General features: G+C 65.4%; 19 protein-coding genes and 1 pseudogene. 6 read left to right on the forward strand and 14 right to left on the reverse strand.

Translation table 11 applies throughout. The features are described 5' to 3' along the window. Positions 1 to 145 precede the first annotated feature (145 nt). The 3 genes from leuD to JKG68_RS05880 all read right to left on the reverse strand — a co-directional run bounded on the left by leuD (position 146) and on the right by JKG68_RS05880 (position 1,558). Positions 146 to 748, reverse strand: coding sequence for a 3-isopropylmalate dehydratase small subunit (gene leuD / locus JKG68_RS05870; RefSeq protein ID WP_202056893.1), 603 nt, complete (start codon positions 746 to 748; stop codon positions 146 to 148). Between the two features lie 140 nt (positions 749 to 888). Then, on the reverse strand, positions 889 to 1,296 hold the full coding sequence (locus tag JKG68_RS05875) for a metallopeptidase family protein (RefSeq protein WP_202056895.1): 408 nt from the start codon (positions 1,294 to 1,296) through the stop codon (positions 889 to 891). 4 nt (positions 1,297 to 1,300) lie between these two features. Next, positions 1,301 to 1,558 carry a hypothetical protein gene (locus tag JKG68_RS05880; protein ID WP_202056896.1) on the reverse strand — a complete coding sequence of 86 codons (258 nt, stop codon included), beginning with the start codon at positions 1,556 to 1,558 and terminating at the stop codon, positions 1,301 to 1,303. Between the two features lie 123 nt (positions 1,559 to 1,681). Between JKG68_RS05880 and JKG68_RS05885 the strand changes: the two genes are divergently transcribed. Further along, on the forward strand, positions 1,682 to 1,984 hold the full coding sequence (locus JKG68_RS05885) for a hypothetical protein (protein WP_202056897.1): 303 nt from the start codon (positions 1,682 to 1,684) through the stop codon (positions 1,982 to 1,984). Between the two features lie 78 nt (positions 1,985 to 2,062). Here the strand turns inward: JKG68_RS05885 and leuC are convergent, their stop codons facing one another. The 3 genes from leuC to JKG68_RS05900 form a co-directional block, all read right to left on the reverse strand. After that, positions 2,063 to 3,469 carry a 3-isopropylmalate dehydratase large subunit gene (gene leuC / locus JKG68_RS05890; RefSeq protein ID WP_202056898.1) on the reverse strand — a complete coding sequence of 469 codons (1,407 nt, stop codon included), beginning with the start codon at positions 3,467 to 3,469 and terminating at the stop codon, positions 2,063 to 2,065. Between the two features lie 226 nt (positions 3,470 to 3,695). After that, positions 3,696 to 4,079, reverse strand: a complete 384-nt coding sequence (rplS, locus tag JKG68_RS05895; RefSeq protein ID WP_202056899.1) for a 50S ribosomal protein L19 — start codon at positions 4,077 to 4,079, stop codon at positions 3,696 to 3,698. Positions 4,080 to 4,211: 132 nt separating this feature from the next. Continuing rightward, on the reverse strand, positions 4,212 to 4,688 hold the full coding sequence (locus JKG68_RS05900) for an Lrp/AsnC family transcriptional regulator (protein WP_202056900.1): 477 nt from the start codon (positions 4,686 to 4,688) through the stop codon (positions 4,212 to 4,214). A 97-nt stretch (positions 4,689 to 4,785) separates the two neighbouring features. On the opposite strand from JKG68_RS05900, the gene JKG68_RS05905 reads away from it, so the two are divergent. Next, positions 4,786 to 5,694 carry a DMT family transporter gene (locus JKG68_RS05905; protein WP_202056902.1) on the forward strand — a complete coding sequence of 303 codons (909 nt, stop codon included), beginning with the start codon at positions 4,786 to 4,788 and terminating at the stop codon, positions 5,692 to 5,694. A 2-nt stretch (positions 5,695 to 5,696) separates the two neighbouring features. Here JKG68_RS05905 and trmD read toward each other — a convergent pair whose 3' ends face one another. The 6 genes and pseudogenes from trmD to JKG68_RS05935 all read right to left on the reverse strand — a co-directional run bounded on the left by trmD (position 5,697) and on the right by JKG68_RS05935 (position 9,541). After that, the gene (gene trmD, locus JKG68_RS05910; RefSeq protein WP_202056903.1) at positions 5,697 to 6,380 is read right to left on the reverse strand and encodes a tRNA (guanosine(37)-N1)-methyltransferase TrmD; all 684 of its coding nucleotides are present in this window, start codon (positions 6,378 to 6,380) and stop codon (positions 5,697 to 5,699) included. Beyond that, positions 6,377 to 6,990: pseudogene (rimM, locus tag JKG68_RS05915) on the reverse strand (ribosome maturation factor RimM). The gene trmD and the pseudogene rimM overlap by 4 nt, the downstream one beginning before the upstream one ends. 144 nt (positions 6,991 to 7,134) lie before the next feature. Next, complete coding sequence (rpsP, locus tag JKG68_RS05920) at positions 7,135 to 7,497, reverse strand: 30S ribosomal protein S16 (RefSeq protein ID WP_202056907.1); 363 nt, start codon at positions 7,495 to 7,497, stop codon at positions 7,135 to 7,137. 9 nt (positions 7,498 to 7,506) lie between these two features. Continuing rightward, positions 7,507 to 7,764 carry a hypothetical protein gene (locus tag JKG68_RS05925; RefSeq protein ID WP_202056909.1) on the reverse strand — a complete coding sequence of 86 codons (258 nt, stop codon included), beginning with the start codon at positions 7,762 to 7,764 and terminating at the stop codon, positions 7,507 to 7,509. Positions 7,765 to 7,772: 8 nt separating this feature from the next. Then, positions 7,773 to 9,323 (reverse strand): signal recognition particle protein, encoded by a 1,551-nt coding sequence (gene ffh, locus JKG68_RS05930; protein ID WP_202056911.1) that lies wholly within the window; start codon positions 9,321 to 9,323, stop codon positions 7,773 to 7,775. 2 nt (positions 9,324 to 9,325) lie between these two features. Continuing rightward, on the reverse strand, positions 9,326 to 9,541 hold the full coding sequence (locus JKG68_RS05935; protein ID WP_202056913.1) for an eL24 family ribosomal protein: 216 nt from the start codon (positions 9,539 to 9,541) through the stop codon (positions 9,326 to 9,328). A 448-nt stretch (positions 9,542 to 9,989) separates the two neighbouring features. On the opposite strand from JKG68_RS05935, the gene JKG68_RS05940 reads away from it, so the two are divergent. After that, complete coding sequence (locus tag JKG68_RS05940) at positions 9,990 to 11,054, forward strand: MBL fold metallo-hydrolase (protein WP_202056915.1); 1,065 nt, start codon at positions 9,990 to 9,992, stop codon at positions 11,052 to 11,054. On the opposite strand, the gene JKG68_RS05945 is transcribed toward JKG68_RS05940, so the two are convergent. Together JKG68_RS05945 and JKG68_RS05950 are read right to left on the reverse strand one after the other, a co-directional pair. Continuing rightward, a complete protein-coding gene (locus JKG68_RS05945) occupies positions 11,011 to 11,682 on the reverse strand; it encodes an HAD family hydrolase (protein ID WP_202056919.1) in 672 nt (223 codons plus the stop codon). The two genes, JKG68_RS05940 and JKG68_RS05945, sit on opposite strands and share 44 nt — an antisense overlap. Beyond that, entirely contained in the window at positions 11,679 to 12,431 is a 753-nt protein-coding gene (locus tag JKG68_RS05950) for a GyrI-like domain-containing protein (RefSeq protein WP_202056921.1), read from the reverse strand. The genes JKG68_RS05945 and JKG68_RS05950 overlap by 4 nt, the downstream gene beginning before the upstream one ends. 226 nt (positions 12,432 to 12,657) lie before the next feature. Between JKG68_RS05950 and JKG68_RS05955 the strand changes: the two genes are divergently transcribed. From JKG68_RS05955 to mtaB, 3 genes are all read left to right on the forward strand, one after another. After that, on the forward strand, positions 12,658 to 13,398 hold the full coding sequence (locus JKG68_RS05955) for a sulfite exporter TauE/SafE family protein (protein WP_202056923.1): 741 nt from the start codon (positions 12,658 to 12,660) through the stop codon (positions 13,396 to 13,398). 81 nt (positions 13,399 to 13,479) lie between these two features. Continuing rightward, positions 13,480 to 14,364: a diaminopimelate epimerase gene (gene dapF / locus JKG68_RS05960; RefSeq protein ID WP_202056925.1), complete on the forward strand. Its 885-nt coding sequence runs from the start codon at positions 13,480 to 13,482 to the stop codon at positions 14,362 to 14,364. Then, complete coding sequence (gene mtaB / locus JKG68_RS05965) at positions 14,364 to 15,617, forward strand: tRNA (N(6)-L-threonylcarbamoyladenosine(37)-C(2))-methylthiotransferase MtaB (protein ID WP_202056927.1); 1,254 nt, start codon at positions 14,364 to 14,366, stop codon at positions 15,615 to 15,617. Before dapF ends, mtaB begins: the two co-directional genes overlap by 1 nt. The last annotated feature ends 82 nt before the right edge of the window (positions 15,618 to 15,699 follow it).

A 15,699-nucleotide genomic window follows, 5' to 3' on the forward strand; every position in this document is an offset into this window, starting at 1 on the left:
CGCGAGGAGTAATAATATCCTCCCAAATCAGGCCGTCTTGCAAGCTGTATCGAGTTTGCCCCTCAGGCTCGGCTTCGGTTCCGGCAAGCCAAAAACAAGTGGCCGGGACGAACCCGGCCATGAACAATGCGATTGTGAGGAAGCGTTAAGCCCATGCCCTCTCCGACAGCTTCTTCTCGAAGCTGTCGATGGCGGTGGCCTTTTCCATGGTGAGGCCGATGCCGTCGAGGCCGTTGAGCATGCAGTGCTTCTTGAACGGGTCGATGTCGAAGGTGATCGAGCCGCCGTCGGGGCCGCGGATCTCTTGGCGTTCCAGATCGATGGTGAGCGTGGCGTTGGCGCCGCGGCTGGCATCGTCGAAGAGCTTTTCCAGGTCTTCCGGCGAGACCTTGATCGGCAGGATGCCATTCTGGAAGCAGTTGTTGTAGAAGATGTCGGCGAAGCTCGTGGAGATCACGCAGCGGATGCCGTAATCGAGCAAGGCCCAGGGGGCATGCTCGCGCGACGAGCCGCAGCCGAAATTGTCGCCCGCCACCAGGATCTTGGCGTTGCGGTAGGCCGGCTGGTTGAGGACGAAGTCCGGGTTTTCCGAGCCGTCCTCGCGGTAGCGCATCTCCGAGAACAGGCCGGTTCCAAGGCCCGTGCGCTTGATCGTCTTCAGGTACTGCTTGGGGATGATCATATCGGTGTCGATGTTGATGATCCGCAGCGGTGCCGCGACGCTTTCCAGCACGGTGAACTTGTCCATGGTCCTGCCATCCTTCGGGCGGCCAACGGGCCGCTGTCAGGTGCCTCATATCAAAGGCTTTTAAGGACGGCTAGGGCAACGATGGTCGCGGCGAGCAAAGACTTTTCGTCTACCGCACTTCTCGCGCAATTTCATAAGCATTACGCAGCCCCCGCCTCGATGGCCTCCATGTCCTCGTCGGACAGGCCGAAATGGTGGCCGATCTCGTGGACCAGCACGTGGGTGACGATGTGGCCCAGGCTCTCCTCGTGCTCGGCCCAGTAGTCGAGGATCGGGCGGCGGTAGAGCCAGACCATGTTGGGGAACTGGCCGGTCTGCATCAGCCCGCCGCCCTGGGCGAGGCCCAAGCCGCGGAAGAGGCCGAGCAGGTCGAAGGGCGTCTCGCAGCTCATCTCCCGCAGGGTCTCGTCGTCGGGAAAATCCTCGACCCGGATGACGACACCCTCGCAGAGGGCGCGAAACTCCTCCGGCAGGCGGGCATAGGCTGCCTCGGCCAGGGCTTCGACATCGTCGATGGACGGTGCATGGAAATCGGCCCACGTGGTCATAGCGCTACAGGATCCCGAGCTGAACCAGAAGCCACAGGCCGAGGACCACCACGCCCACGAGGGACAGGCCCCGACCGATGCGGCGGCCCCAGAGCTCGACCGGATCGGTGCCGCCGTCCTCGGATGAGCCGACCGCATCCTTGCCGCCGAAATGATCTCCGGCTCGCCGGCCCATGCGGGCGAGAGCGGAGGATCCGAGGGTCTCCGAATCGCGCTGAACACGCTCCAGCGCCTCGCGGGCTTCCCGGTCTCTGTCGGTCATGCATCCCTCCGGCGGATCGTTACCTTTGCTTTACCATGGCGCGACCGTGGGCTCCTTGCAACGGAACGCCCGGAACACTTGGCCGTTAACTGCCTCGAATAGCCAACAGATAGTGAGGCAACAATGCGTAAGATTCTTGGTGTCCTGGCTGTGGCCGGGTTGACGGTTCTCGGCGCCGGCACGGCATCGGCCCAGGGCGTAGGCGTGCAGATCGGCCCTGGCGGCGTTCGCGTGGTGCAGGAGCGGCATCACGCCCCCCGGTATCGCGAGCGCGTCATCGAGCGCCGCGTGGTGCGTCCAGCCCGGACCCGCACCGTGTGCCGCACGGTAATGGAGGAGCGCGTCCGCCCGAGCGGCGTGGTGGTCCGTCGTCCCGTGGAGCGCTGCCGCGAGGTGGTTGCCGGCCGTCGGGTCTATGTCGACTGAGCCATGAGGCTTCCCGCATGAAAAAGGCCGTGGCTCGCCCGAGCCACGGCCTTTTCGTTTGTTCTCAGAGCATGAAGATCAGCCGAAGGTGCGGATATCCACGAAGCGGCCAGCGATCGCCGCCGCCGCCGCCATGGCGGGCGACACCAGGTGGGTGCGGCCCTTGAAGCCCTGACGGCCCTCGAAGTTGCGGTTCGAGGTGGAGGCGCAGCGCTCGTGGGGCGCCAGGCGGTCCGCGTTCATGGCCAGGCACATGGAGCAGCCGGGCTCGCGCCAGTCGAAGCCTGCCGCCTTGAAGATCTTGTCCAGGCCCTCGGCCTCCGCCTGCATCTTCACGATGCCGGAGCCGGGCACGATCATGGCGCTGACGGTCTCGGCGACCCGCTTGCCCTCGACCACCTTGGCGACCGCCCGCAGATCCTCGATGCGCCCGTTGGTGCAGGAGCCGATGAACACGCGGTCCAGGGTGATGTCGGTGATCTTCTGGCCGGGGGTCAGGCCCATGTATTCGAGCGCGCGCCACTTGGAGCGGCGCTTGTTCTCGTCCTGGATGTCGTCCGGGTTCGGCACGACGCCCGCCACCGAGACCACGTCCTCAGGGCTGGTGCCCCAGGTCACGATGGGGGGGAGGCTTGCGGCATCGAGACGGATCTCCGTGTCGAAGAACGCGCCCTCGTCGGTGCGCAGGCTGTCCCAATAGCGCACGGCCGCATCCCAGGCCTCGCCCTTGGGGGCCTTGGGGCGGTCCTTGAGGTAGGCATAGGTCTTCTCGTCGGGCGCCACCATGCCGGCGCGGGCACCGCCCTCGATGGCCATGTTGCAGACCGTCATGCGGCCTTCCATGGACAGGGACCGGATGGCCTCGCCCGCGTATTCGATCACGTGGCCGGTGCCGCCGGCGGTGCCGATCTCGCCGATGATGGCGAGGATGATGTCCTTGGCGGTGACGCCGGCGGGCAGCTGCCCGTCCACGGTCACGCGCATGTTCTTGGCCTTCTTCTGGATCAGCGTCTGCGTGGCGAGCACGTGCTCCACCTCGGACGTGCCGATGCCGTGGGCGAGCGACCCGAAGGCGCCATGGGTCGAGGTGTGGCTGTCGCCGCACACGATGGTCATGCCCGGAAGCGTGAAGCCCTGCTCCGGGCCCACCACGTGCACGATGCCCTGGCGGGTGTCGAGCTCGTTGAAGTACTCGACGCCGAAGTCCTTGGCGTTTTGGGCCAGGGCCGCAACCTGGGTGGCGGCTTCGGGATCGGCGATGCCTTGCGAGCGGTCGGAGGTCGGCACGTTGTGATCGACCACGGCCAGGGTCTTGTGCGGCTGGCGCACCTGACGACCCGTCATGCGCAGGCCCTCGAAGGCCTGCGGGCTCGTCACCTCATGGACGAGGTGGCGGTCGATGTAGAGAAGGCACGTCCCGTCATCCTGCTGATCGACGACGTGATCGTCCCAGATCTTGTCATAGAGGGTACGGGCTTTAGCCATGGTTCTCTTCCAACGGTCAAAAAGGGTTGTCCGGCGTGTTTAGCGGGAGACGGCCCGAACGAAAAGGTGTCTCGGGCGCGCACCGCCTTTGAAACGATCGCATAGCAGACGCAATGCATCGCGCAATAATATTTTTGGCGCGGGGCGCTTTCCGCAAAGCTTGCCCCGGAATGCAAAAAGCGCGGCCAGAGCCGCGCTTTTATCAAAATTCCGGTTCGACGAAACCTTACTCGGCGGCAGCCGGGGTCTCGGTCTTCTTCTCGGCGCGCTCGGCGATACGGGCCGACTTACCGCGACGGTCGCGCAGGTAGTACAGCTTGGCGCGGCGGACGGCGCCACGGCGCACCACCTTGATGGACTCGACGTTCGGCGAATAGATCGGGAACACGCGCTCCACGCCTTCGCCGTAGGAGATCTTGCGGACCGTGAAGCTCTCGTGGAGGCCGCCGCCGGAACGGGCGATGCAGACGCCTTCATAGGCCTGGATACGCGAGCGCTCGCCTTCCTTGACCTTCACGTTCACGATGACGGTGTCGCCGGGCTGGAACTCGGGAATGGTCTTGGCGAGCTTGGCGATCTGCTCCTGCTCGAGCTGCTGAATGAGGTTCATTGTCATACTCCTGCCGTTGCAAGGTCTTGGAAGCCCAAGCCTGCTGGATTTCGGCGTCCTGTTTTAAGTTAAGGCCGCGCCTATACAGGAGTTTGGCGGGATTGTCGATGCGGAAATCCAGCCGCCGGGATTTTATCCGATGGGCGGCTGCCTTCGCTTGACCGGCGACGTCTTGACGATGGAGGTGCTGGTCTGGGCCCGCTGGGCGATCCGCTCCAGGATGGGATCGAGCTCCTCGATGGAGCGCAGGAGATAGCGGGCGACGAAGCAATCCTCGCCGGTGACCTTGTCGCACTCGACCACCTCGGGGCTCTCGATCAGGAGTCGCTCGACCGCATGCAGCTGGCCCGGCAGCGGCCGGATGCGAACGATCGCCGTCAGCGTATAGCCTAGGGCTTTCGGGTCGAGCTCGACCGTGTAGGCCTTGACCACCCCGTCCTCCTCGAGCCGTCGCAGCCGTTCGGCGACGCTTGGGGCCGACAGCCCGACGCTGCGGGCGAGCTCCGCCGTGGGAAGCCTGGCATTGTCGGTGAGGAGGGCGATCAGCGCCTGATCCACCTCGTCCAGGGTGAGATTTTTGTTTCTGAGGTTCTTCGCTGAAAGTGCCATTGCTTCGAAGGTGAAAAGCCGGTTCCGTTTTCGAACACTAAGGTACGGCCTTTCACCTGGAAGATAAAGTTCTGCCCTCATTCAACGAGGTGCAGCCATGAAACGGCCATTGAGGCTTTCCGGACGGTTGGAGATGATCATCGCGATGGCGCTGTCGGGCACCATCGGGTTCTTCGTGGTCGAGTCCCAACAGAGCGTCTGGAATGTGGTGTTCTTCCGCTGCCTGTTCGGCGCCATGAGCCTGTTCTTGTATTGCTGGGCCAAGGGCCTGCTCGTGCCCTGGCGCTTCTCCACGCGCACCCTCTCGCTCGCGCTCCTGAGCGGGGCTGCCATCGTGCTGAACTGGGTGCTGCTGTTTTCCTCCTACGGCCATGCGTCGATCTCGATTGCAACGGCCGTCTACAACACCCAGCCCTTCTTCCTCATCCTTCTCGGCATGATCCTGTTCGGCGAGCGGCCGACGGCCGATGCCCTGGGCTTCATTGCGCTAGCCTTCATCGGGCTTCTGATGGTGACGCAGATCGAATCCGGCAGCACGGCCTGGACGGGCGGCTATATCGTCGGGCTCGTTCAGGCCTTAAGCGCAGCTTTCCTCTACGCGGTGGCCTCCGTGATCATCAAGCGCCTCAAGGGGGTTCCGCCGCACCTGATCGCCTTGGTCCAGGCAGTTCTCGGAACCCTGATGCTTCTGCCGCTTGCCGACTTCTCCAGGCTGCCGATGGAGACTGCCCAATGGGCCTACCTGCTGGCGCTCGGGGTGGTTCACACCTGCATCATGTACATTTTCCTGTACTCAGCGCTTCAGAACCTGCCGACGCCGGTGATCGCGGTGCTATCCTTCACCTATCCGGCGGTCGCCATCCTGGTGGATTTCATCGCCTATGGCCGCGACCTGTCCTTGAACCAGTGGAGCGGCATCGTGCTGATCCTGCTCGGCAGTGCCGGGGTCAATCTCAAGTGGCGGCTTGGGTTGAGCAAATCGCCCGGCAATGCCGCCGCGCACTAGTTCTACCGCTCCAGCAGGTCCGGCCGCCGCTCCCGGGTGATCCGCTCCGATTCCTGGCGCCGCCAGCGCTGGATCATCGCATGGTTGCCGGAGAGCAGCACGTCGGGAATAGAGCGGCCCTCCCATTCGCGGGGGCGTGTGTAATGCGGGTATTCGAGGCGGTTCGCCTCGAAGCTTTCCTCGGTGCCGGAGGCCTCCTTGCCCATGACGCCGGGCAAGAGCCGCACGCAGGCGTCGAGCACGATCATCGCGGCCATCTCGCCGCCGGAGAGCACGTAGTCGCCGATCGACACTTCCTGGAGGCCGCGGCCCTCGATGACGCGCTCGTCCACGCCTTCGAAGCGGCCGCAGACGATCACGACGCCGGGACCCGCCGCGAGTTCGCGCGCAAAGGCTTGCGTGAGTGGCTGACCCCGCGGGCTCATGAGCAGTTTCGGCCGGGGATCGTTCTCAGGAACGTTCGCGTCGATGGCTTGGCCAAGCACGTCGCAGCGAAGCACCATGCCGGGACCGCCGCCGGCGGGCGTATCGTCGACGACGCGGTGACGGCCGAGCCCATGGTCGCGGATGTTCCGGGCCGCGAGCGACCAGACGCCCCGCGCGAGCGCATCGCCCGACAGGGACATGCCGAGGGGGCCTGGGAACATGTCGGGGTAAAGGGTCAGGATGGTGGCGTCGAAACTCACGCCTCGTCCTCAGGCTCGGATTTGGCAGGCTCGAAAAAATCGTCCGGAGGAACGGCTACGATGCGTTTTGCCGAAATATCGACGTGGGGCACGAAGGCCTTGGTGAAGGGCAGCAGGGCGGTTGGGCCGTTCGGCATGGGGGCGATCTCCAGAAGATCGCCGCCGCCGTAATTGGGAACGTCGACCACGGTGCCGATAGCCTCGCCGGCCTCGTTCTGGACGGTGAGACCGATCAGGTCCGCGAGCAGGAACTCATCCTCCTCGTCCGGGAGCGGGAGCTTGCTCCGTTCCAGATAGACCTGCACCCGGTTGAGGGCCTCGGCGGCCTCACGGGTTGTGACGCCATCGACCTGCGCGACGAGCATATCCGTTGCGGCGCCGGGCGCGGGCCGCACCCCTTTCAGGGTCAGCAGCCGACCATTGGCGGCGATCAGCGGCCTGTAGCCGGCAAGCGCCTGCGGGTCGCCCGTATAGGATTTCAGCCGCACCTCGCCCTTCAGGCCCTGGGCACGGCCGAACTCGCCCACGAGGACGAGGTCGCCTCGCTGCGCCGGAGAGACACCTCCTCCCCCTTGTTGGGAGGAGATGGAGGTGGGGGTGCTGGCGCCATGGTCGGTTGCCTTGACGCCAGCACCCCCACCCCTGCCCTGCCCCGACGCAAGCCGGTTGTTCCCGGTTTGCGTATCCTTTGACGGATCCTGGGGGAGGGATGAGGTGGAGCGTTGTTGGAAACGCTCCTTCTTCGTCATGGTGCTTACGCAGCCTCGCCTTCGGAGCCTGCAGCCGCAGCGGCAGCCCGTGCGTCGGCGCGCTCCTGGGACTTCTTGCCGGGCACGGCCTTCTGCGGGTTGCTGCGGGCCGGGCGCTTCATGAGGCCGGCGTTGTCGAGGAAGCGCAGGACGCGGTCGGTGGGCTGAGCGCCTTTGGCGAGCCAAGCCTGGATCTTCTCGACTTCGAGAACGACGCGGCCGGCGTCATCCTTCGGCTTCATCGGGTCGTAGGTGCCGACCTTCTCGATGAAACGGCCATCGCGCGGGGAGCGCGAGTCGGCGACGACGATGCGGTAGTAAGGACGCTTCTTGGCACCACCACGGGTGAGACGGATCTTCAGGGACATTTTATTCTCCTAGTGTTTAGGCTTTTCACCAAATTCGCTGATCAGGCGTTCGATAGAGGATTCATCCTCCAGGTCACCCGTGGACCGAAGCACTTCCACATTGGTCATGCCGTCCTCGAGCAGATCAATCTCCCAGTATGCACCGGGAACACGGGCGAGAACGGTGATCCCGTCCTCTCGAAAGAGGCGGATTTCGTTCCAGATTTCCGCATCTTCCAATCTCTTTGACAGCGCGTGAGCGCGCTGAAGAAGCTCAGCAGCTGTCATCCTAAAACTCACTTCTTCTTCCCGAACGGGAGGCTGCCGATGCCGGGAAAACCCGGGATCTTGCCTCCGCCGAGTCCGGGCAGGCCCGGCACGCCCTTCGGCATGGACGGAAGACCGCCCGCGCCACCGGGGAAGTCGGGCAGCTTGCCGCCCATCTGCTTCTGCAGGGCCTCGATCTGCTCCGGCGTCGGCTGGGGCATGCCGCCACCGCCGCCGATGCCGAACATCTTGCCGAGCTGGCCCGCCATGCCCTTGCCCTTGCCGCCGCCCATCATCTTCATGACGTCGGCCATCTGGCGGTGCATCTTGAGGAGCTTGTTGATCTCCTCGACCTTGGCGCCCGCACCCGCCGCGATGCGCTTCTTGCGCGATGCCTTCAGGATGTCCGGGTTGCGGCGCTCGGCCGGCGTCATGGAGTCGATGAGGGCGCGCTGGCGCTTGATGATGCGGTCGTCGAGATTGGCGTTTTCCAGCTGCGCCTTCATCTTGGCCACGCCCGGGAGCATGCCCATCATGCCGGAAAGGCCGCCGATCTTTTCCATCTGGGCCAGCTGGTCGCGCAGGTCCTCCAGGTCGAACTTGCCCTTGCGCATCTTCTCGGCCATGCGCTGAGCCTGCGCCTGATCGAAGTTCTCGGCGGCCTTTTCGACGAGCGAGACGATGTCGCCCATGCCGAGGATGCGGTTGGCGACACGCGAGGGGTGGAACTCCTCCAGCGCATCGACCTTTTCGCCCGTGCCGATGAGCTTGATCGGCTTGCCCGTCACGGCGCGCATCGAGAGCGAGGCGCCGCCGCGGGCATCGCCGTCCATGCGGGTCAGCACGATGCCGGTGACGCCCAGCCTCTGGTCGAAGGCGCGGGCCGTGTTGACCGCGTCCTGGCCGGTGAGCGCATCGGCGACGAGCAGCACCTCATGCGGGCCCGTGGCGGCGCGCACTTCCGCCGCCTCCACCATCAGGGCCTCGTCCACGGTAACGCGGCCGGCTGTGTCGAGCATCACCACGTCGTAGCCGCCAAGGCGCGCGGCTTCCATGGCGCGCCGGGCGATCTGCACCGCCGTCTGGCCGGCCACGATGGGAAGCGTATCGACGCCCACCTGCTTGCCGAGAACCGCGAGCTGCTCCTGGGCCGCCGGACGGCGGGTATCGAGGGAGGCCATGAGCACGCGCCGCTTGTCGCGGTCGGTCAGGCGCTTGGCGATCTTGGCGGTGGTCGTCGTCTTGCCCGAGCCCTGCAGGCCGACCATGAGGATGCCCACCGGCGGGGCCGCGTTGAGGCTGATGACCTCGGCGTCCGCGCCCAGCATCTCCACGAGCTGGTCGTGGACGATCTTGACCACCTGCTGGCCGGGAGAAACGGATTTGACGACCTCGGCGCCGACTGCGCGGGCCCGCACCTTGTCGGTGAAGGAGCGCACCACCTCGAGGGCCACGTCCGCCTCGAGCAGGGCGCGGCGAACCTCGCGCAGGGCCGCGTTCACATCCTCCTCGGTGAGAGCGCCGCGGCGCGTCAGCCCGTTGAGGATATTGGAAAGCTTATCGGAAAGGCCTTCGAACATGATCAATCAATTCCTCTTGCGATGAGCGGTACATCGCGATCGCTGAGGGATTTTTCAAAGTGGTCGATCGCCGCCTTGAACTTGTCGCGGCAGTCCGGATTGCAGAAGCCGACGACCTCGCCCCGGTAAAGGGTGAGAGAATCCGCCGCGATCGGCTTTCCCGACCACGGGCAGGTCTCGTTGACCGCGTCCTCGATGCGCAATGTGCTGTTCGACATCCTTCGTCCTCTTTCGTCGTGACCGGGCTTATTCTGGTCGCGACGGCGTAGGGGAAACCCAAATGGAAGCGCGCCCGAGGGCGCATCGCGCTGTCGGACGTTGACCTCCAGCCTCTCGGGCTGGTCGGCGGCTCAAAAGGGCTCGCTCTACAGATTTGCGGTCAGCGCTTAAGGGAAAGGAGCGCAAGAGTCAAGAATAAGCCCGAAGATCTGGAGTCCCCGGGGCGCGGGCACCGTCATCCCGGACGACGCGCAGCGAAGATCCGGGATCGTGTTCAGGACAAAGCACCGTTCTCGTCTTGCGATCCCGGATCGTCTTTGGCGTCCGGGACGCCGTTATACTCGGTTGCGTTCGAACCCTTGCCGCTTCGAACCCTTGCCGATCTGCCCTCCCATCCCCACGCTTAAAGCTTCGCCGAGGAATCCTGCTCCGAGGAACCCTGCTCTCATGAATCGCCGCACCCTTCTCAAGGCCTTGGGCCTTCCCGTCATTGCCGCTACCGGAGCCCTGGGCTGGATGACCGCTGCGCGCTCGAGGAACCGCTACTACGAAGGCCCGGTGACGGATCATTTCGACGGGGTGCGGTTCTTCTCGCCGGGCCAGCCGCAGGACAAGGGATTTACGGAGCTTCTCCGCTGGCAGCTCGGCGGCGGGCGCAAGGACTGGCCGGACAGTTTCCCGAGTCCCTTCCGGGACAAGCCCCCGGCCGAGGTCCAGGGCCTGCGAACGGCGCTGATCGGCCACGCCTCGTTTCTGATCCAGGTGGCAGGCCTCAACATCCTCACCGATCCGGTGCTGTCCGAGCGGGCGAGCCCCGTCTCCTTCGCCGGCCCCAAGCGGGTCAACCCGCCGGGCATCGCCTTCGAGGACCTGCCGCCGATCCATGTGGTGCTGATCACCCACAACCATTACGACCATCTCGACACCGACACCCTGGGAAGGCTCTGGCAGCGAGACCGCCCGAAGATCGTGGCGCCCCTCGGCAACGACGCGGTGATCCAGGCCGAGCATCCCGAGATCCCGGTCGAGACGCGGGACTGGGGCGGGTCCGTCGATCTGGGCAATGGCGTCACCGCTCACTTCGAGCCCGCCTATCACTGGTCGGCGCGGGGCATCAACGACCGGCGCATGGCGCTCTGGTGCGCCTATGTGCTCACCACGCCGGCAGGCACGATCTACCACATCGGCGATACGGGCTTCGGCGACGGCAAGATTTTCCACCGCGTTCGCGAGCGCTTCGGCAAGCCCCGCCTCGCCCACCTGCCCATCGGCGCCTATGAGCCGCGATGGTTCATGGAGCCGCAGCACATGAACCCCGAGGATGCCGTGAAGGTGCTGGGCATCGTCGAGGCCGAGCAGGCGCTGGGCCACCATTGGGGCACGTTCCGGCTCACCAACGAGGGCGTCGACGAGCCGCCGCAGGAGCTGGCGGCGGCGCTCCAGGCGGCGGGGATCCCGCCTGAGCGTTTCAGGGCGCTGAGGCCTGGCGAGGCATGGGCGCCGTCGGACTAAGGATCAGCTCCGGCAGCTCGTGGGGAGCATCCACGAGGCAGGCAACGCCTGCTTCAATCAGTTCTTGCCGTGAGCCGTAGCCCCAGGTCACGCCAATGGTTGCAAGCCCGTTGGCCTTCGCCCCGATGGCGTCGTGCTTCCGGTCGCCGATCATGACGGCGCGTGCCGGATCGAAGCGCTCCTGCTCGAGGATGTGCCGGATGAGATCGCGCTTGTCGGCATTCCGGTTGTCCGGCTCCGAGCCATAGATCTCGGAGAAGAACTGCGACAGCTCGAAATGATCGAGGATCCGCCGGGCAAAAACCTGGAGCTTCGAGGTCGCCACATAGAGACGGACGTCCTCCTCCCGCAGATCCTGAAGCAAGGCCGGGATGCCCGCATAAACCTCGTTCTCGAACAATCCCACATCGCCGTAGCGCTCGCGGTAGAAGCGCACGGCGTCCTGCGCATCGTCGGACCCTCCCAGAAGCTCCGTGAAGCCTGCAATCAGCGGCGGCCCGATCATCCAGGTCAGCGCGTCCGCTTCAGGAACGGGACGCCCCAAGCGCTCAAGGGCATATTGGACCGAGCGGGTGATGCCCGTCTTCGGATCGGTCAGGGTTCCGTCGAGATCGAGGAGCGCGATCATTCTTTCGGCTGAACGTAGATGTTCACCTCGAAATTGGTGTCCTGCGAATCCGTGAAGTCGCTGACGTATTCCTCGATGAAGGCGTCCTTCGCCACGATCTCCTTGATGTCGAGATAGGCCGTGATGGTCTCGTAGGTGCCGTCGATCTCGTCGTAGGCGTCCTTGTGCACGAAACGGAACGACTTGCCCTCCGGCGTCCTGCCGAACTTGATCTGAGGCGTCAGCTCGGTCTTGCCCTCGGGTGCCCCGGCGATCGGCACCATCGCCTCGTATTTGAAGCCGTTGTCGTCGGTGTCGACGAAGATGGTGAGCGGCCGGCCCGTGGGGGCGATCCCGGCCTTCTTCAGCTCGTCCTCGATCTTGGTGAAGGTGGTCTTGAGGTTGTCGAAGGCCTCGTCCCAGGTGCTGGTGCCCGCGAGCACCGCCGTGGGTTTTGCGGCGAGCACGCCCTCCTCCACCCCGGTCGGATCGCTCGGGTTGGGGAACAGGGTCGTGCGTCCCGCCTGTTGCGCAGGCGCGGCGGGAGCCGGCTGCGCGGTCACCGGCGTTTGCGGCTGTGCCGGAGCCTCCGCCGGAGCGGGGCTCGGAGCGGCAGGAGGCGTGATGGGGGCGACGGCTGGAGCCGAAGCTGCCGGGGCACCCGCCCCGGGAGCCGAAGGGGAGGTCTCCGCCGCAGGGGGCGTCTGCGCCAGGGCGAACCCAGAGCACAGGGCTAGGACCAGAACGACAGGAAGGGAACGCAGCCGCATGAGAGTAACGCCTTACCCACGAATCACGAAAAGATACCTTGCAGCAACATAGGAGGCTTTGCGCAAAGCCGCGAGAGTGTCCTCGCGCCGCTGTGGCGGGGCGGATTGCAGCAGGCGGCCCAAACCCTGAGACTGCCTAAAAAATCCTCTGGTTGACATTCCCCAGCCCGCACCGAAGCTTAGGCCCTGGCTTATGCTTGAGCCTCCTCATGCTCCGGGCTGCTCGATGACGGAAGAGTTTCTGATCTTTGCCCTGGTCGGCTTCCTGGCTCAGCTCGTCGACGGGGCGCTCGGCATGGCTTTCGGGGTCCTGTCGACCACGAGCCTGCTGGCCTTCGGGGTGCCGCCCGCAACCGCCAGCGCCGTCACCCACGTGACGGAGATCTTCACCACGGCGGCCTCGGGCACCTCCCATGTGGTCCACCGCAACGTGAACTGGCGGCTCGTGGCCCGGCTCGCACCGGCCGGCATGCTCGGCGGAGTCATCGGGGCCTTCGTCCTGTCCAATATCGATGCGAAAACAGTCCAGCCTCTGGTGTCAGCTTATCTCATGGGGATCGGCGTCTACATCGTCTTCAAGGCCTTCCGCCCCCTCTGGCCGCGGGAGGTTCGCGACAAGCTCGTGCCGTGGATCGGGGCGGGCGGCGGCCTGCTCGATGCCATGGGCGGGGGCGGATGGGGTCCCATCGTCACGAGTTCCCTGATCGGGCGGGGTCATGCTCCCCGGCAGGTGATCGGCTCCACGAACCTGACGGAGTTTCTCGTCACCCTGGTCATCTCCGCGACCTTCATGGTGACCCTGGGCTGGTCCGAGCTGAGCTCGGCCGCAGGCCTTATCGCCGGCGGCGTTCTGGCAGCTCCCCTGGGCGGGTTCGTGGTGAGCCGCGTGCCGACCCGCCCCCTGATGATCGGGGTCGGCTGCCTGATCATCGCCACCAGCATCCCCCGGATCGTGCAGGCCTTCTGACGATGTTGCCGCAGAGGCATTCAATCCTTTGCGACGTCTGCCCTCTCGCGATTTCTGCCTTTTTAAGCCATATACGGCCCCATGAGCGCCCTTTCGAACAGCCGTTTCCTGAAAATGAACGGTCTCGGCAACGAGATCACCGTGCTTGACCTGCGCGGATCGAGCCACCGCGTCACCCCGGTTGAAGCGCGCGCCATCGCGGCCGACCCGCGTTCGCGCTTCGACCAGCTGATGGTGCTGCACGATCCGGTCACCCCCGGCACCGACGCCTACATGCGCATCTACAACACGGACGGCTCGGAGTCCGGCGCCTGCGGCAACGGCACCCGCTGCGTCGCCTGGGCGATGATGAGCGATCCCGCCATGAGCCGTCCCCTGTCTGAGGGTCTCGTGCTGGAAACAAGGGCCGGGCTTCTGCCCGTGGAGCGCGTGTCGGACCTCGTGTTCACCGTCGACATGGGCCCGCCGCGTCTCGCCTGGAACGAGATTCCCCTGCGCGACCCCTACCCGGACACGCGCAGCATCGCCGTCGATAGCAAGCTGCCCGAGGCTCCCGAGCTTCAGGGCCCTTCGGCGGTCAGCATGGGCAACCCGCACGCGATCTTCTGGGTCGAGGACGCGCTCGCCTACGATCTTGCCGCCATCGGCCCCGTTCTCGAGCGCGACCCGGTCTTCCCCGAACGCGCCAACATCTCGTTCGCCCAGGTCACCAGCCCCGAGCACATCCTGCTCCGCGTCTGGGAGCGCGGAGCAGGCGCCACCCGCGCCTGTGGCTCTGCCGCCTGCGCCACCGTCGTGGCCGCAGCGCGCAAGGGGCTCACCGGCCGCAGGGCCGTGGTGTCGCTGCCGGGCGGCGATCTCGTCATCGAGTGGCGCGAGAGCGACGGCCACGTGCTCATGACCGGCCCGACCGAGCTGGAGCACGAGGGAACCCTCTCGCCCGCCCTGTTTGCCGGAGCGGCCTGATGGCGGTCGAGGTCGTCACCTTCGGCTGCCGGCTCAACATCTACGAGTCGGAGACCATCCAGCGCCATGCGGAGGAGGCGGGCCTCGGCGATCTTGTCGTCGTGAACACCTGCGCCGTGACCGCGGAGGCATCGCGCCAGGCGCGCCAGTCCATCCGCCGGATCGCGCGCGAAAAGCCCGATGCCCGCATCGTCGTGACGGGCTGCGCCGCGCAGGTGGAGCCTGAAACCTTCGCGGCGATGCCCGAGGTGTCGCAGGTTATCGGCAACCACGAGAAGATGAAGGCCAACACCTGGGCCGGCCTGCGCGATTTCGGCGTGGGTCAAGCTGAGAAGGTTCTCGTCAACGACATCATGGCGGTCAAGGAAACCGCCATGCATCTCATCGACGGCCTGCGCGGGCACACCCGCGCCTTCGTGCAGGTGCAGAACGGCTGCGACCACCGCTGCACCTTCTGCATAATTCCCTACGGCCGCGGCAATTCCCGCTCCGTGCCCATGGGCGAGGTGGTGAGCCAGGTCCGCACCCTTGTGGAGCACGGCTCGCGCGAGGTGGTGCTCACCGGGGTCGACATCACGAGCTACGGCGTCGATCTGCCCGGCGAGCCGAAGCTCGGCACCCTGGTGAAGAGCCTGTTGCGCCACGTGCCGGAACTGGAACGCTTACGCATCTCCTCCATCGACTCGGTGGAGGCCGATGACGATCTGCTCGACATGATCGCCACCGAGAGCCGTCTGATGCCGCATCTGCATCTCTCCCTGCAGGCCGGCGACGACATGGTGCTCAAGCGCATGAAGCGCCGGCACCTGCGTGGCGACGCCATCGCGTTCTGCGAGCAGGTCAAACGCTTGCGCCCCGACATGGTGTTCGGGGCCGACATCATCGCGGGCTTTCCGACCGAGACCGAGGACATGTTCTCGCGCTCCCTCGACATCGTCGAGGAATGCGGGCTGACGCATCTTCACGTCTTTCCCTTCTCGCCCCGCCCCGGCACCCCTGCCGCGAAGATGCCCCAAGTGGCTCGCGACGTGGTGAAGGACAGGGCGCGCAGGCTTCGCGAGCGGGGCGAGGCCGCCCTGTTGCGGCACTTGACCGAACAGGTCGGCACCCGCCGCAACGTGCTGATCGAAGCAAACCAGCTCGGCCGTACGGAGGGGTTTACCCTGGTGCGTTTCGCATCGCCTGTGAAGCGGGGCGAGATCCAGACTGTCACCATCGCGGGTCATGACGGCAAGGGATTGCTGGCCGCGTAACCACGTAGCGGAGCGTGGAGGCGTTTTCAGAATTAAGCACTGTCATCCCGGCGAAGGCCGGGATTCATAACCGTGAGCCAAG

The sequence above is a fragment of the Microvirga aerilata genome (assembly GCF_016743775.1).
GTDB lineage: Bacteria > Pseudomonadota > Alphaproteobacteria > Rhizobiales > Beijerinckiaceae > Microvirga > Microvirga aerilata.

What these genes read in the sequence shown, in the direction of transcription:
- JKG68_RS05880 (WP_202056896.1), bottom strand. Translation starts at nt 1,558, where the DNA reads ATGACCGACAGAGACCGGGAAGCCCGCGAGGCGCTGGAGCGTGTTCAG.
- JKG68_RS05885 (WP_202056897.1), top strand. Translation starts at nt 1,682, where the DNA reads ATGCGTAAGATTCTTGGTGTCCTGGCTGTGGCCGGGTTGACGGTTCTC.
- JKG68_RS05955 (WP_202056923.1), top strand. Translation starts at nt 12,658, where the DNA reads ATGACGGAAGAGTTTCTGATCTTTGCCCTGGTCGGCTTCCTGGCTCAG.
- JKG68_RS05875 (WP_202056895.1), bottom strand. Translation starts at nt 1,296, where the DNA reads ATGACCACGTGGGCCGATTTCCATGCACCGTCCATCGACGATGTCGAA.
- JKG68_RS05925 (WP_202056909.1), bottom strand. Translation starts at nt 7,764, where the DNA reads ATGACAGCTGCTGAGCTTCTTCAGCGCGCTCACGCGCTGTCAAAGAGA.
- dapF (WP_202056925.1), top strand. Translation starts at nt 13,480, where the DNA reads ATGAGCGCCCTTTCGAACAGCCGTTTCCTGAAAATGAACGGTCTCGGC.
- JKG68_RS05900 (WP_202056900.1), bottom strand. Translation starts at nt 4,688, where the DNA reads ATGGCACTTTCAGCGAAGAACCTCAGAAACAAAAATCTCACCCTGGAC.
- JKG68_RS05945 (WP_202056919.1), bottom strand. Translation starts at nt 11,682, where the DNA reads ATGATCGCGCTCCTCGATCTCGACGGAACCCTGACCGATCCGAAGACG.
- mtaB (WP_202056927.1), top strand. Translation starts at nt 14,364, where the DNA reads ATGGCGGTCGAGGTCGTCACCTTCGGCTGCCGGCTCAACATCTACGAG.
- leuD (WP_202056893.1), bottom strand. Translation starts at nt 748, where the DNA reads ATGGACAAGTTCACCGTGCTGGAAAGCGTCGCGGCACCGCTGCGGATC.
- leuC (WP_202056898.1), bottom strand. Translation starts at nt 3,469, where the DNA reads ATGGCTAAAGCCCGTACCCTCTATGACAAGATCTGGGACGATCACGTC.
- JKG68_RS05935 (WP_202056913.1), bottom strand. Translation starts at nt 9,541, where the DNA reads ATGTCGAACAGCACATTGCGCATCGAGGACGCGGTCAACGAGACCTGC.
- JKG68_RS05950 (WP_202056921.1), bottom strand. Translation starts at nt 12,431, where the DNA reads ATGCGGCTGCGTTCCCTTCCTGTCGTTCTGGTCCTAGCCCTGTGCTCT.
- ffh (WP_202056911.1), bottom strand. Translation starts at nt 9,323, where the DNA reads ATGTTCGAAGGCCTTTCCGATAAGCTTTCCAATATCCTCAACGGGCTG.
- rpsP (WP_202056907.1), bottom strand. Translation starts at nt 7,497, where the DNA reads ATGTCCCTGAAGATCCGTCTCACCCGTGGTGGTGCCAAGAAGCGTCCT.
- rplS (WP_202056899.1), bottom strand. Translation starts at nt 4,079, where the DNA reads ATGAACCTCATTCAGCAGCTCGAGCAGGAGCAGATCGCCAAGCTCGCC.
- JKG68_RS05940 (WP_202056915.1), top strand. Translation starts at nt 9,990, where the DNA reads ATGAATCGCCGCACCCTTCTCAAGGCCTTGGGCCTTCCCGTCATTGCC.
- JKG68_RS05905 (WP_202056902.1), top strand. Translation starts at nt 4,786, where the DNA reads ATGAAACGGCCATTGAGGCTTTCCGGACGGTTGGAGATGATCATCGCG.